The following is an 11,798-nucleotide window of genomic DNA, read 5'->3' as shown; positions in this document are numbered from 1 at the left end:
GTTTGTCTCCAAGGCCGGCGTACCGTTTTGGTCCGCCTAACGCGTTACGCAACAAACCGCGTGCCAGACGCGGCGGCCTCGCGAAAACGTGCGAATCCGTGAGAAGCTGCACCGTTGTTGCGGGCGAGGGCGGGCGATGCCGACAGTCGAGTACACGGTGGACCAGATCGACGGGGTCTGGATGGTAGGCCTGGGCGAAAAGCGGTTCGGCCCCTATTCGACTCTCGACAAGGCGGTCGCCGCCGCGGTCGGCGCCGCCGACAAGGCCGAGGTCCAGGGCTACGAGACGGTCGTGACCATCAATTCGAAGCCCGCGGCGGACGCCGGCAAACAGAACGCAGCCTGAGGGGATATTCGCGCGACGGGGCTCTGGTAGCTGGGGGCGGGCTTGAACCGCCGACCTGTGGGTTATGAATCCACCGCTCTAACCAACTGAGCTACCCAGCCACGGCAGAGCGCCCCGTCGCGCGAGGCGCGGGTTATAGGGGCGGCGCGGCCTCACTTCAAGCGCTTGGGCGACGGCGTGCGAAGCGCTAGGGTCGCACCCGCGATGAGCGTCCTGCACCTCCTGGGAACGGCCGGCGAAGGCGGCGCGGAGACCTATTTCGTAGACCTCCTCATGGCGCTGCACCGGGCGGGCGTGCCCGAGGCCGCGGTCATCCGGCGCAACGCGGGCCGCGAGGCGCGGCTGAAGGAGGCCGGCGTGCCGGTGAAGACGCTCTATTTCGGCGGCCCGATCGACATCCTGACCCGGCCGGCGGCGGCGGGCTTCGCGGCGCTGACCGGGACGAAGGTGGCGCTCGCCTGGATGAACCGCGCCGCGCGCCACACGCCGCGTGGGCCGTGGGCGCGGATCGGCCGGCTCGGCGGCTACTACAATCTCAAATACTATCGGAACTTCGACCACCTGGTCGCCAACACCGAGGACATCGCCGAGTGGATCGTGGGCCAGGGCTGGCCCGCCGGCCGCGTGACCTGCATCCCGAACTTCGCCCGCGCGCCCGCCGCCGACGCCGCGCCCGTGGACCGCGCCGGCCTGGACACACCGGCGGACGCGCCGCTGCTGCTGGCCATGGGTCGCCTGCACGAGGCCAAGGCGCACGACGTGAGCCTGCAGGCGCTGGCGCAACTTCCGGACGCCTACCTGTGGATCGCGGGCGTGGGGCCCCTGGAGGCGAAGCTCAAAGGCATGGCCGAGGCGCTGGGCGTCGCGCCGCGCGTCCGCTTCCTGGGCTGGCGCACCGATGCGTCGGCGCTCTACCGGACGGCCGACGTCTGCGTCTTCCCCTCGCGCTACGAGCCGCTGGGCAACGTGGTGATCCAGGCCTGGGCGCACCGGCTGCCCGTCGTCGCCGCCGAGAGCCAGGGGCCGAGGGCGCTGATCCAGGACGGCAAGGACGGGGTTCTCGTGCCCATCGACGACGCCGACGCCCTGGCCGCCGCAGCGCGCCGCCTGCTCGCCGACCCGGCGCTGCGGACGCGGCTCGCCCAGGCCGGGGTGCGGCGCGTGGACGACGAGTTCGCGGAAGCCGCCGTGGTCGGCCGCTGGAAGACTCTCTTCTCCGAGTTCGGGGTCGGCTGAATGTGCGGCATCGCGGGGCAGTTGGGCGGCGCGACGGACGCCGTCGCCGGCGACGTCATCGGGCCGATGATCGGCGCGCTCACGCACCGTGGGCCGGACGGGGTGCGGACGGAGGCGCTGGCGCACGCCACGCTGGCCCACGCCCGGCTCTCCATCATCGACCTCGACGGCGGCTGGCAGCCACTGCACGCCGCGGGCGGCACGGTCATCGGCAACGGCGAGATCTACAACTACGTCGAGCTGGCGCGGGATCATGGGCTGGAGACCTCGCTCGCCACCGGCTCCGACTTCGAGCCGCTGCTGCACCTCTATGCCCGCGAGGGCGCCGAGGCGCTGACCCGCCTGCGCGGCATGTACGCCCTGTGCCTGATCGGCCCGGACGCGCGCGCGTTCCTGGCGCGCGACCCCTTCGGCATCAAGCCGCTCTACCTGATGGAGCACGCCGGCGGCCTGGCCTTCGCTTCGGAGCCACGGGCCTTCTTCGCCGCCGGCCTGATGCAGCGGGTGCTGGACGACGGCGCTGCGCGCGAACTGATCGACCTGAACTACACCTTGCGCGAACGCACCGCCTTCCAGGGCCTGCGACGGCTCGCGCCCGGCGAGGTGATCGAGGTCCGCGACGGGCGGATCGTGTCGAGCCATCGCCGCGCCGCACTCCCCTCCCCGTTGCGGGCAGGGGTCGGGGGCGGGCGCGCAGCGCCGGCACGAGCCGACGACACCCCCACTTCCAACCCTCTCCCCGCAGGGGAGAGGGGGCTCTTGGCCCGGCTCGACGCGGTGCTGGAGGACAGCGTGCGGGTGCATCAGCGCTCGGACGTCCCCTACGGCCTCTTCCTGTCGGGCGGCATCGACTCGGCTGCGATCGCGACCTTGATGGCGCGCCTGAGCGCGCGGCCCGTCACCGCCTTCACCTGCGGCTTCGACGCGCCCGGTTTGCAGGCAGGGGGCGCCGCCGACGAGCGGGCGCAGGCCGAGCGGGTGGCCCGGGCGCTGAACCTCGACTGGCGCGAGACGAGCTTCGGCGAGGAGGACTTCTGGCGGATCCTGCCGCAGGCGGCCTGGGCGCTGGACGATCCGACCGCCGACTACGCCACCCTGCCCACGTACAAGCTCGCCGAAGCGGCCAGGGGCACGCTCACCGTCGTGCTCACCGGCGAGGGCGGCGACGAGCTGTTCGGCGGCTACGGGCGCTATCGCCGGGCGCTTCGGCCCAGGTGGCTGGGCGGGCGGCCCGCCGAGCCGCGCGGCGCCTCGCCGGAGGTGCTGGCCGCCTGGCGCGACGCGGCGTGCCCGCCGCGTGGCCTGACCCCGCTACAGGAGGCCCAGTGGGCCGACGTGGTCACCTGGCTGCCCAACGACCTGCTGCTGAAGCTCGACCGCTGCCTGATGGCGCATGGGCTGGAGGGCCGCACGCCCTTCCTCGACCCCGCCGTCGCCGCCTTCGCGTGGCCCCTGCCCGACCGGCTGAAGGTGCGCGGCGGCTACGGCAAGTGGATCCTGCGCAAGTGGCTGGAGCGCGCGTGCCCCGCCGCCCGGCCGTGGGCGAAGAAGCAGGGTTTCACCGTGCCGGTCGAGACGTGGATCGCGCCCCGCGCCGGCGACCTCGCCGCCAACCTGCCGAAGGTGGAGTCCGTCCGCCGGCTGGTTCCCGAGGCCGCGCAGAGGATGGCGCAGCCCGGCGGGCGCTGGCCGCTGCTGTTCTTCGCCGTCTGGTCGCTGATCCACCTCGACGGGGCGTCGCCGGACGACGCCCTGCGCACTGTGCTCGGGGGCTGACGAGGGCTAGGCTCGCCGCGTCGGGCGGAGGGGCGGTCATGCTTCGGACGGTGCTGGCGGCGATGGCCGCGACGATGCTGGCGACGGCGGCCCATGCGCAGGCGCCGCCTGTCCCACGCGCCATCTTCACCGACCCGCCGGCCGACGCGAAGGCGCCCGCCGCGTCCGAGGTGCTGCACATCCCGTCGGGCGGCGTGCAGATCAACGGCCTGGCCTACCTCGCCGCCGGGCCGGGCCCGCATCCCACCGTCGTCATCGCCCACGGCCTGCCGGGCAACGAGAAGAACCTCGACCTCGCCCAGGCCATCCGGCGCGGCGGGTGGAACGCGGTCACGTTCAACTACCGCGGCTCGTGGGGCAGCCCCGGGAGGTTCAGTTTCACGGGCAACCTCGACGACGCCCGCGCGGTCCTGGCCTACATCCGCGATCCCGCCAACGCCCAGCGCCTGCGCATCGACCCCAGGCGCGTGGTCCTGATGGGCCACAGCATGGGCGGCTGGGTGACGAGCCAGGTGGCGGCCTCGGACGAGGGCCTGCTGGGCGCCGCGCTGATCTCGTCGGCCGACATGAGCGCTCCGGCCGCCGCGCCGAAGGCCACGCGCCTCCAGCTCGCCCGCGCCAACATGGAGGCGCTCGACACCACCGACGAGGACATGGCCGACCAGATCGCCGGCCTGGGGGCGTACAGCTTCGCCGCCGCCGCGCCGGGACTCGCGAAGACCCGCCTCCTGATCCTCACGTCGGACGACGGCCTCGCGCCGCCGGCCGAGAAGCTGTTCCTCGACCTCAAGCAGCGCGGCGCGCGGGTCCGCATCGTCCACGCCAACACCGACCATAGCTGGAACTCGGCCCGCATCCGGCTGGAAACCGAGATCCTGACCTGGCTCGCGGGTTTGCCGAGGTAGCTGGTCGGCGTCCGCCAGGCCGGGTCAGGAGCTCCCGGCCGCCCTCAAGCCTGCCTTTCGGCGGCCCACGCCACCCTGAGCGCGCAAAGGAACATCACGATGGTGACCGGCGCCCAGATCATCCGCTCGACCGCGCTGGGCGTGATCACGTTCAGGACGGCGCCCAGGGCCGAGATCGCGACGACGGCGCGCATCGGCCAGCGCATGGCGCCCGACCGCTGCGGCCACACCACGCCGGCCCGAACCAGCACGACCAGGCCGACACCCGCCAGGATCAGCGCCTGCACGACCGCGGCCACCCGCATCGGCGGCGGATAGGCGCCCGGGAAGGCGCCGCCCATCGCGTATTCGCCCCAGGGCAGTCCCGCCGCGAGCGCGAGCTGGAACAGGATGACGACGTCGGTCAGCCCGGCGAAGACCAGCGCCGCGACGCGGGGCGGGATCACGCGGCCTCGCCGACCTTGCCGTACCTCGCGCCCAGCTCGCGCATGACCGCGTCGAACTCGGCGATCGTCTCGCCGATGATCTGCGCCACCGGCTTGACGCTGTCGATGCGCCCGGCGACCTGGCCCGAGAGCGCGATGGCCGCCTCCATGTCGCCGCCGAAGTAGAGCTCCAGCGCCCGGCCCATCTCGGCCATGATGTTGGGCGGCGGCTCCAGCTCGAACTTCGTCGTCTTCTCGGTGCGCAGCGCCCGGAGCGCCGGGCCGGGGCCGTGGCGGTTGAGGAAGACGGTGTCCGTCTCCTTCGCGTTCACGATCGCGTCCTTCCAGTTCCGGTGAACGGGGCTCTCGGCCGCCGAGACCATCCGCGTCCCCATCTGCACGCCCTCGGCCCCCAGCGCGAACGCCGCGGCCATGGTGCGCCCGTCGGTGATGCCGCCCGCGGCGATGATCGGCAGCCTGGTCTTCGACGCGATCAGCGGCAGCAGGACCATGGTGGCGACCTCCCGGCTGTTCTTGAACCCGCCGCCCTCGCCGCCCTCCACCACCAGCCCGTCGACGCCCGCCGCGATCGCCTTCTCGGCCGCGGCCAGCGACGGGACGACGTGGAACACCGTCAGGCCTCGCCCCTTCAGCGCGTCGCAGTAGCGGTTCGGGTCGCCCGCCGAGGTGGTGACGAACCGCACGCCCTGGTCGGCCACGAAGCTCACGATGTCGGGGTCGCGCACGAAGGCCTGGGCGACGTTGATCCCCCACGGCATTTCCGTGAGGGTCTTCATCTTCGCGACCTCCTCGCGCACCTCGTCGAGGCGGCCGGACGAGGTCTCGATGATCCCGAAGGCGCCTGCGTTGGAGACGGCGCTCGCGAGCTGCGCCCGGGCGATCCATCCCATCGGCGCCTGCACGATCGGATGCTGGACCCCGAGCAGCTCGGTGATGCGGTTCTTCATGCCGTCCTCCCTGGAGCGAGGACTATGCGGGCGGCGGCGGGAGATTCAAACGCCTGTCGTCGGGGTCGTCAGCGCCCCAGACCCAACCGCTCCGCCACCTCCTCGCCGATGGCGAGGGAAGAGGTGAGGCCAGGGCTCTCGATACCGAACAGCGCGACGAGACCCGGCAGGCCGTGGACGTCCTCCGCGTCGAGGCGGAAGTCGGGCTGGGCCTCGCCGGGGCCGTGGATCTTGGGCCGCACGCCGGCGTAGTCGGGCGAGAGGGCGCCGTCGGGCAGGCCTGGCCAGAACCTGCGGATGTAGCGGTAGAAGCCGGGCGCCGCCGAAGGGTCGACCGTGTAGTCCGGCGCGTCCACGAAGGTCAGGTCGGGGCCGAACACCGCCTGCCCGCCCATGTCGCGGCGGTAGTGGGTGCCGAGCGCCCCGGGGATCGGCGGCGGGTAGATCAGCCGCTGGAACGGCGCCTTGCCCATCAGCCGGAAGTACATGCCCTTGCCGTAGTGGGCCTGCGGGATGAGGTTGGCCGGGAAGCCCGCGATGTCGGCCGCCACGGCCTGCGCCGAGAGCCCCGGCGCGGTCACCAGCCGCCGGCAGGTCAGCGTGGTCGGCTCGGCGCCGCCGGCGCGCACCTCGAAGCCGCCCAGATCCAGCGGCGTCGCGCCCTCGAACGGCGTCGCCAGCACCACCGCGCCGCCCGCAGCCTCGATCTCGCCCTCCAGCGCCAGCATGTAGGCGTGGCTCTCGAACACCCCGCTCTGCGGCGACAGCAGCGCGCCTTCACAGGCCAGCTCCGGCTCCAGCGCCAGCGCCTGGGCCTTGCTGAGCCGCTCCATGCCCTCGACGTCGTTGGTCAGCGCCTGCTCGAGGATGGCGTCGAGGCGCGGCAGTTCGTCGGCGGTCTGCGCCACCACCAGCTTGCCGCAGCGGTCATAGGCCACGTGATGCGCGTCGCAGAAGGCATAGAGCCGCCGTCGGCCCTCGACGCACAGCCGCGCCTTCAGCGAGCCGGTGGGATAGTAGAGTCCGCCGTGGATGACCTCGGAGTTGCGCGAGGAGACGCCCTGGCCGATCGCCTGATCCTGCTCCAGCACCGCCACGACCTGGCCGCGCTTCGCCAGCGCATAGCCGCAGGCCAGCCCGACGGCGCCCGCACCCACCACCACCGCATCGAAATCGAACTCGGCCATGCTTCCCTGTTACCTGCCGCGCGCCCGGGCCCCAATGGGCGGCGATCAGAAAAACGCGTCCCGGCCCAGGTTGGCCGGCGCCGGCTTTCGTGGCTTGTTGCGCCGCGAGGAGACCTGGGATGAGCGTCAAGGATCAGCAAGGCCTGGAATACAGCGGCGCCAGTCCGGCGGCGGTCGCGCGCTATGAGCGCGCCGTCGCGGCCTACCACTGCTACTGCGGCCAGCCGTTCCCGGACCTGAAGGCGGCGCTGGCCGACAGCCCGCAGTTCGTCATGGCCCACGTCCTGATCGCCTACATGACGCTGGTCGGCAGTAACGAGGGCCTGCGGGCCATGGGCGCCGGCGCCTACGCGGCGCTCCGCGACCTGCCGAAGAACAACCGCGAGGCCGGTCACGCGGCCGCCGTCGGCCACCTGCTGGCCGGCGAGATCCGCGCCGCGGCCCGGGCGCTGGAGGACGTCGCCATCGCCTGTCCGTGCGACATCCTGGCGTTGCAGGTCGGCCAGACCATGGACTTCCTGCGCGGCGACGCGCGCATGCTGCGCGACCGCATCGGCCGCGCCCTGCCCGCCTGGACGCCCGACATGCCCGGCTACCACGCGATCCTCGGCCTGCATGCCTTCGGACTGGAGGAGACCGCCCTCTACGACCGCGCCGAGGCCGCCGGCCGCGAGGCGGTGGCCCTGGAGCCACGCAACAACTGGGCCCGCCACGCCGTCGCCCATGTGCTGGAGATGCAGGACCGCCGCGCCGAGGGCGTGCGCTTCATGCGCGACGACGCCGCCGCGTGGACCGACGGCAGCTTCTTCCTCGTCCACAACTGGTGGCACACGGCGCTCTTCCATCTCGGGCTGGACGAGATCGGAGCCGTGCTCGACCTGTACGACGGCCCCATCTGGGGCGAGCCTTCGGACTTCGCTTTCGACATGGCCGACGCGGCGGCCCTGCTCTGGCGGCTGAAGCTGCGAGACGTCGATGTCGACGACCGCTGGGCCGCGCTGGCGCGGGGTTGGGAGGCCCACCGGCTCGGCCACAACGCCTTCGAGGACGCACACGCGGTCATGACCTTCGTCGCCGCCGGCCGCGACGGCGACGCGGAGGCCGCAGTGGACGAGATCGCGCGCATCGCCGCCGGCGTGGGCGACAACGCCGCCGCCACCCGCGACGTCGGCCTGCCGGTCGCCCAGGCGTTCCTGGCCTATGGCCGCGGCCAGCACCGTCGCGCGGTCGACTTGCTGCGCGACGTGCGCAGCATCGCCCACCGCTTCGGCGGCAGCCATGCCCAGCGCGACGTGCTGGACCTGACGCTGATCGACGCCGCGCGGCGGCTGGGCGACGCCGCGCTGGAGCGCGCGCTCGTCGCCGAGCGCAAGGCCGCGCTGCCCGTCGTACATCGCCGTCCGAGGGGCTCCGTTGCGCTAGGCGCCCGCGCCGGCGCGCACTAGCTTCGCCGCCGCAAGTCGGGAGGCGTCACATGCGCAGGTTCATCGGTCTGGCTCTTCTGTCGCTCGCGCTCGCGGCGGCGCATCCGGCGGCGGCGCAGAAGCCGAAGTCGCCCGACACGCCGATGATCCTGACCTGGAGCCCCGAGCTGCAGAGCCGTGGCTACCGCACGATGGAGGACCTGTTCGAGGTCCTGGTCATCAAGCGCGGCCGCAAGGTCCATCCGCTGCCGGCGGCGGCCAGGACCATCGACGTCGCCTATCCCTACGAAGGCAAGACCTGGACCGCGGCCGACTACATGGCCGCCTTCGACGTCTCGGGCGTGCTGGTGCTGAAGGACGGCAAGGTGCTGATGGAGCGCTACGCCATGGGACGGAAGCCCGAGGACCGCTGGACCTCGTTTTCCGTGGCCAAGTCGGTCACCTCCACCCTGGTCGGCGCTGCCATCGCGGACGGCAAGATCAAGGGCCTGAACGCGGTCGTCACCGACTACATCCCCGAACTGAAGGGCTCGGGCTACGACGGCGTGACCGTGCGCCAGCTTCTGATGATGAGCTCGGGCGTGAAGTGGAACGAGGACTACACCGACCCGAAGTCGGACGTGGCCTCCGCAGGCGGGGCGATCGAGGACCCGAAGGTCAATCCGATCGTCAGCTACATGCGCAAGCTCCCGCGCGAGAACGCGCCGGGGAGCACGTTCAACTACAACACGGGCGAGACCGATCTGGTGGGCGTGCTGGTGTCCAACGCCGTCGGCAAGAGCCTCTCGAAGTACGCCTCCGAGAAGATCTGGAAGCCCTACGGCATGGAGCGCGACGGCATCTGGGTGACCGACCTGGCCGGGCACGAGCGCGGCGGCTGCTGCATGTCGATGACGCTGCGCGACTACGGCCGCGTGGGCCAGTTCATCCTCGACGGCGGCAAGGCGGGCGGCAAGCAGATCCTGCCGCCCGGCTGGACCACCGAGGCCACCAGCAAGCAGATCGAGAACGGCGTCGGCGGCTACGGGTACTTCTGGTGGATCCGCCCGCAGGGCGGCTTCGAGGCGCGCGGCATCTTCGGCCAGGGGATCGTGATCGTGCCGGAGGACAAGCTGGTGATCGTGGTCAACTCAGCCTGGCCCCGGGCCACGGGCCGCGACCTCTCCGCCGCCCGGACGGCCTTCTACGAGGCGATCCGGGCGGCCGCGAAGGCCAACTAGGCGGCGTTCGGCGCACGCCAGCGGAAGTCGTCGAGCGACTTGAGCAGGCGGGTCACGCCGCGCTCGTCGTCGAGCCAGGCCTTGCGCCCGGCGAGGCCGACCACCCGCCAGATCGGCATGCCGCCGGCCTCGATGGACACCGCGTCCCCGATCTCGACCGGCTTGTCGGCCCGGTGGTCGAGGAGTTCCCAATGGATGGCGGAGACCGCCATGACGTCACCTCATGTCTCCGCATTCGGCGCGGATCGTGGGTGAGGATGCCCGCACGCGGCTGAGCCCCGCCTGAGAGGTGCGTTTATCTACGGTTCAGCGTCGATGCAGAACGCGTGCAGGGGGCCTCGATTCAACTCCCATCAAAAGCGTCATGGCCGGCCCTGTGCCGGTCATCCATACGCTCCGACGAAGGTGATTGCGCACAGCGGCGACACCGCGTTCCAATGCTTGAGTTCTGAGTTCATGGGTGGCCGGCACAAGGCCGGCCATGACGCTCAGGTTGGATGGAGCAGGGATTGAACGCCGTCTACATCATGGCGAGCCGCAAGCACCGGACGCTCTACGTCGGCGTGACCAGCGAACTGCTCCAGCGCGTCCATGCGCATCGCGAAGGCCTGATCGACGGCTTCACCAAGCGTTATGGCGTAAAGCGGCTCGTCTGGTTCGAACCCCACGACGGCATCGTAACGGCCATCCAGCGGGAGAAGTCGCTCAAGAAGTATCCACGACAGTGGAAGATCAATCTGATCGAGCAGGGCAATCCCGACCGGGCGGACCTCTTCCCCGGCTTCTTCGTCCACGACGGCCCGCTGTCACACCTGCAGCCGCGTGAGCCTTCGATGTGATCACGCCGTCCCGCGCGCGTACTCGGGCAGTTGGCCGTAGAAGTCGCCGACGCCGGCGGTCAGCGCGCTCACCATCTCGCGCTCGGCTTCGCTGAGGTAAGGGTTCCAGCAGTCGAGGATCAGGACGGCGCGCGGCTGGTCGCTGTCGTTCCAGGCCTCGTGCTCGATGGTGTCGTCGAAGACGAACGCCTCGCCCGGCGTCCACGAGCGCGTCTCGGCGCCCACCCGGAAGCCGCAGCCCGGCGGCACGATCAGCGGCAGGTGGACGATCAGGCGGGCGTTGTTCACCCCCACATGCGGCGGGATCCGCGTCCTGGCGTCGAGGATCGAGAATACCGCCGTCGGGCCGGTTTCCTGGAGGTCGCACTTCGGCCAACCGGCCAGCGCCGCGGCCGTCCTCGGGCACCGCGCCAGGTTCTCCTCCACCGGCGCGCCGGCGCGCCACAGGTAGAAGACGCCCCAGCGCCGCGATCTGTTGAGGTCGCGCCAGCGGTCCTGCGGCGTCCCGTCGACCGCGACGTAGGGCTCGAGCACCGACGGCCCGTCGGCCAGCACCCGCACCAGTTCGGCGCGGATGTCGGCAGTGGCGGCCTCGATGCGGTCCAGCCAGGGGAACTGCCCGCGGTCGTGGAACGCGATGGCCGGCAGCTCGGGCACGTACATGAAGCTGGGTTGCGGGCGGAACACGCGACGCTTGCGCAACAGGATGTCGCGGGCCTTGTCGAAGCGGTCGAGGCGGGCGTTGCCGTGCCGCGCGCGCAGGCCCGCGAGCCGCTCGGCCAGGAAGCCCTCCAGCGCCAGGTCGTTGGCCTCGACGGCGGCCTTGGCGTGCTCCAGCACCGGCCGCACGGCCGGGGACAGCATGCGCGGGATCGTCTGGAGCGCCGTGCGCCAGGTCGCGGCGGCCGCGCGCGCCTGGCCCTGGCGCTCGTGCCGGAGCGCCGCTTCCAGCAGGGAACGGAACGGGCCTGCGTCGACCGTGGCGATCAGGCGTTCGAGGCTCTGGTCATCGGTCTGAAGCACGTCACGCGAACCCTGGGGCAATGGCGTCGGGCACGAAGCCCGACCGGCGGGCCGCCATTCCGCAGCCGGTTCGGCGGCCAGCGGGGCATTTCGCGACAAGCGGCCCGTCCCACGCGACGAAGGCCGCCGGAAGGCCGCCTCGGCAGGCCGCCGGCGCCCGCGCGCGTCCGTCCGGGGTGGACTCGCGCTGCGGTTCGGGCGTTCCTCCCGCCGATGCGAAGCTCCCTGCCCATCGCCGCCGCCCTGCTCGCCGCGGCCACCGCCGCCACGGCCCAGCCCCAGGCGATGGAGCGCTCCGGCTGGACGCTGGTCACCGCCAGCGACGACACCTTCGTCTATATGCGCCCGCATTCGGCGCTCGATGACGCCGGCGTGCGGAAGGTGTGGACCGCTTACGACGCCGACGCGCCGCTCGAGCGCGACGGGTTCACCTTCCGCTCGGTCGAGAG

13 protein-coding genes and 1 tRNA gene are annotated in these 11,798 nt (G+C 71.9%); 8 read left to right on the top strand and 6 right to left on the bottom strand.

The genetic code is table 11. The features are described from left to right. The first annotated feature begins 136 nt into the window (after window positions 1–136). Window positions 137–346: a hypothetical protein gene (locus JNL41_RS08575; RefSeq protein WP_293474012.1), complete on the top strand. Its 210-nt coding sequence runs from the start codon at window positions 137–139 to the stop codon at window positions 344–346. Window positions 347–370: 24 nt separating this feature from the next. Here JNL41_RS08575 and JNL41_RS08570 read toward each other — a convergent pair. Then, a tRNA-Met gene (locus JNL41_RS08570) sits at window positions 371–447 on the bottom strand. 103 nt (window positions 448–550) lie between these two features. On the opposite strand from JNL41_RS08570, the gene JNL41_RS08565 reads away from it, so the two are divergent. The 3 genes from JNL41_RS08565 to JNL41_RS08555 are packed head-to-tail and all read left to right on the top strand — an operon-like array spanning window position 551 to window position 4,263. Next, window positions 551–1,582, top strand: coding sequence for a glycosyltransferase (locus JNL41_RS08565; protein ID WP_293474010.1), 1,032 nt, complete (start codon window positions 551–553; stop codon window positions 1,580–1,582). Next, complete coding sequence (gene asnB / locus JNL41_RS08560) at window positions 1,583–3,358, top strand: asparagine synthase (glutamine-hydrolyzing) (protein WP_293474008.1); 1,776 nt, start codon at window positions 1,583–1,585, stop codon at window positions 3,356–3,358. Window positions 3,359–3,396: 38 nt separating this feature from the next. Next, window positions 3,397–4,263: an alpha/beta hydrolase gene (locus JNL41_RS08555; RefSeq protein WP_293474006.1), complete on the top strand. Its 867-nt coding sequence runs from the start codon at window positions 3,397–3,399 to the stop codon at window positions 4,261–4,263. Window positions 4,264–4,307: 44 nt separating this feature from the next. On the opposite strand, the gene JNL41_RS08550 is transcribed toward JNL41_RS08555, so the two are convergent. The 3 genes from JNL41_RS08550 to JNL41_RS08540 form a co-directional block, all read right to left on the bottom strand. Then, window positions 4,308–4,709 carry a hypothetical protein gene (locus tag JNL41_RS08550; RefSeq protein WP_293474005.1) on the bottom strand — a complete coding sequence of 134 codons (402 nt, stop codon included), beginning with the start codon at window positions 4,707–4,709 and terminating at the stop codon, window positions 4,308–4,310. Further along, entirely contained in the window at window positions 4,706–5,656 is a 951-nt protein-coding gene (locus JNL41_RS08545; RefSeq protein ID WP_293474004.1) for a nitronate monooxygenase, read from the bottom strand. The genes JNL41_RS08550 and JNL41_RS08545 overlap by 4 nt, the downstream gene beginning before the upstream one ends. A 68-nt stretch (window positions 5,657–5,724) precedes the next feature. Continuing rightward, window positions 5,725–6,843, bottom strand: coding sequence for an NAD(P)/FAD-dependent oxidoreductase (locus JNL41_RS08540; RefSeq protein WP_293474003.1), 1,119 nt, complete (start codon window positions 6,841–6,843; stop codon window positions 5,725–5,727). A 119-nt stretch (window positions 6,844–6,962) separates the two neighbouring features. Between JNL41_RS08540 and JNL41_RS08535 the strand changes: the two genes are divergently transcribed. Further along, window positions 6,963–8,288, top strand: coding sequence for a tetratricopeptide repeat protein (locus JNL41_RS08535; protein ID WP_293474001.1), 1,326 nt, complete (start codon window positions 6,963–6,965; stop codon window positions 8,286–8,288). A 29-nt stretch (window positions 8,289–8,317) separates the two neighbouring features. Continuing rightward, on the top strand, window positions 8,318–9,487 hold the full coding sequence (locus tag JNL41_RS08530) for a serine hydrolase (RefSeq protein WP_293473999.1): 1,170 nt from the start codon (window positions 8,318–8,320) through the stop codon (window positions 9,485–9,487). Here the strand turns inward: JNL41_RS08530 and JNL41_RS08525 are convergent. Beyond that, the gene (locus tag JNL41_RS08525; protein WP_293473998.1) at window positions 9,484–9,699 is read right to left on the bottom strand and encodes a hypothetical protein; all 216 of its coding nucleotides are present in this window, start codon (window positions 9,697–9,699) and stop codon (window positions 9,484–9,486) included. The two genes, JNL41_RS08530 and JNL41_RS08525, sit on opposite strands and share 4 nt — an antisense overlap. A gap of 297 nt (window positions 9,700–9,996) precedes the next feature. Here JNL41_RS08525 and JNL41_RS08520 point away from each other — a divergent pair, with 297 nt between their 5' ends. After that, window positions 9,997–10,326 carry a GIY-YIG nuclease family protein gene (locus JNL41_RS08520; protein WP_293473997.1) on the top strand — a complete coding sequence of 110 codons (330 nt, stop codon included), beginning with the start codon at window positions 9,997–9,999 and terminating at the stop codon, window positions 10,324–10,326. Here JNL41_RS08520 and JNL41_RS08515 read toward each other — a convergent pair whose 3' ends face one another. Further along, window positions 10,327–11,349 (bottom strand): aspartyl/asparaginyl beta-hydroxylase domain-containing protein, encoded by a 1,023-nt coding sequence (locus JNL41_RS08515; protein ID WP_293473995.1) that lies wholly within the window; start codon window positions 11,347–11,349, stop codon window positions 10,327–10,329. A gap of 213 nt (window positions 11,350–11,562) precedes the next feature. Between JNL41_RS08515 and JNL41_RS08510 the strand changes: the two genes are divergently transcribed. Then, on the top strand, window positions 11,563–11,798 hold a 236-nt coding region (locus tag JNL41_RS08510; protein WP_293473993.1), incomplete at its 3' end, for a hypothetical protein.

It is taken from the genome of Phenylobacterium sp. (assembly GCF_016793285.1).
Taxonomy (GTDB): Bacteria; Pseudomonadota; Alphaproteobacteria; order Caulobacterales; family Caulobacteraceae; genus Phenylobacterium.
This window is presented reverse-complemented; position numbering and strand designations above follow the sequence as displayed.

What these genes read in the sequence shown, in the direction of transcription:
- JNL41_RS08575 (WP_293474012.1), top strand. Translation starts at nt 137, where the DNA reads ATGCCGACAGTCGAGTACACGGTGGACCAGATCGACGGGGTCTGGATG.
- JNL41_RS08565 (WP_293474010.1), top strand. Translation starts at nt 551, where the DNA reads ATGAGCGTCCTGCACCTCCTGGGAACGGCCGGCGAAGGCGGCGCGGAG.
- asnB (WP_293474008.1), top strand. Translation starts at nt 1,583, where the DNA reads ATGTGCGGCATCGCGGGGCAGTTGGGCGGCGCGACGGACGCCGTCGCC.
- JNL41_RS08555 (WP_293474006.1), top strand. Translation starts at nt 3,397, where the DNA reads ATGCTTCGGACGGTGCTGGCGGCGATGGCCGCGACGATGCTGGCGACG.
- JNL41_RS08545 (WP_293474004.1), bottom strand. Translation starts at nt 5,656, where the DNA reads ATGAAGAACCGCATCACCGAGCTGCTCGGGGTCCAGCATCCGATCGTG.
- JNL41_RS08540 (WP_293474003.1), bottom strand. Translation starts at nt 6,843, where the DNA reads ATGGCCGAGTTCGATTTCGATGCGGTGGTGGTGGGTGCGGGCGCCGTC.
- JNL41_RS08535 (WP_293474001.1), top strand. Translation starts at nt 6,963, where the DNA reads ATGAGCGTCAAGGATCAGCAAGGCCTGGAATACAGCGGCGCCAGTCCG.
- JNL41_RS08530 (WP_293473999.1), top strand. Translation starts at nt 8,318, where the DNA reads ATGCGCAGGTTCATCGGTCTGGCTCTTCTGTCGCTCGCGCTCGCGGCG.
- JNL41_RS08525 (WP_293473998.1), bottom strand. Translation starts at nt 9,699, where the DNA reads ATGGCGGTCTCCGCCATCCATTGGGAACTCCTCGACCACCGGGCCGAC.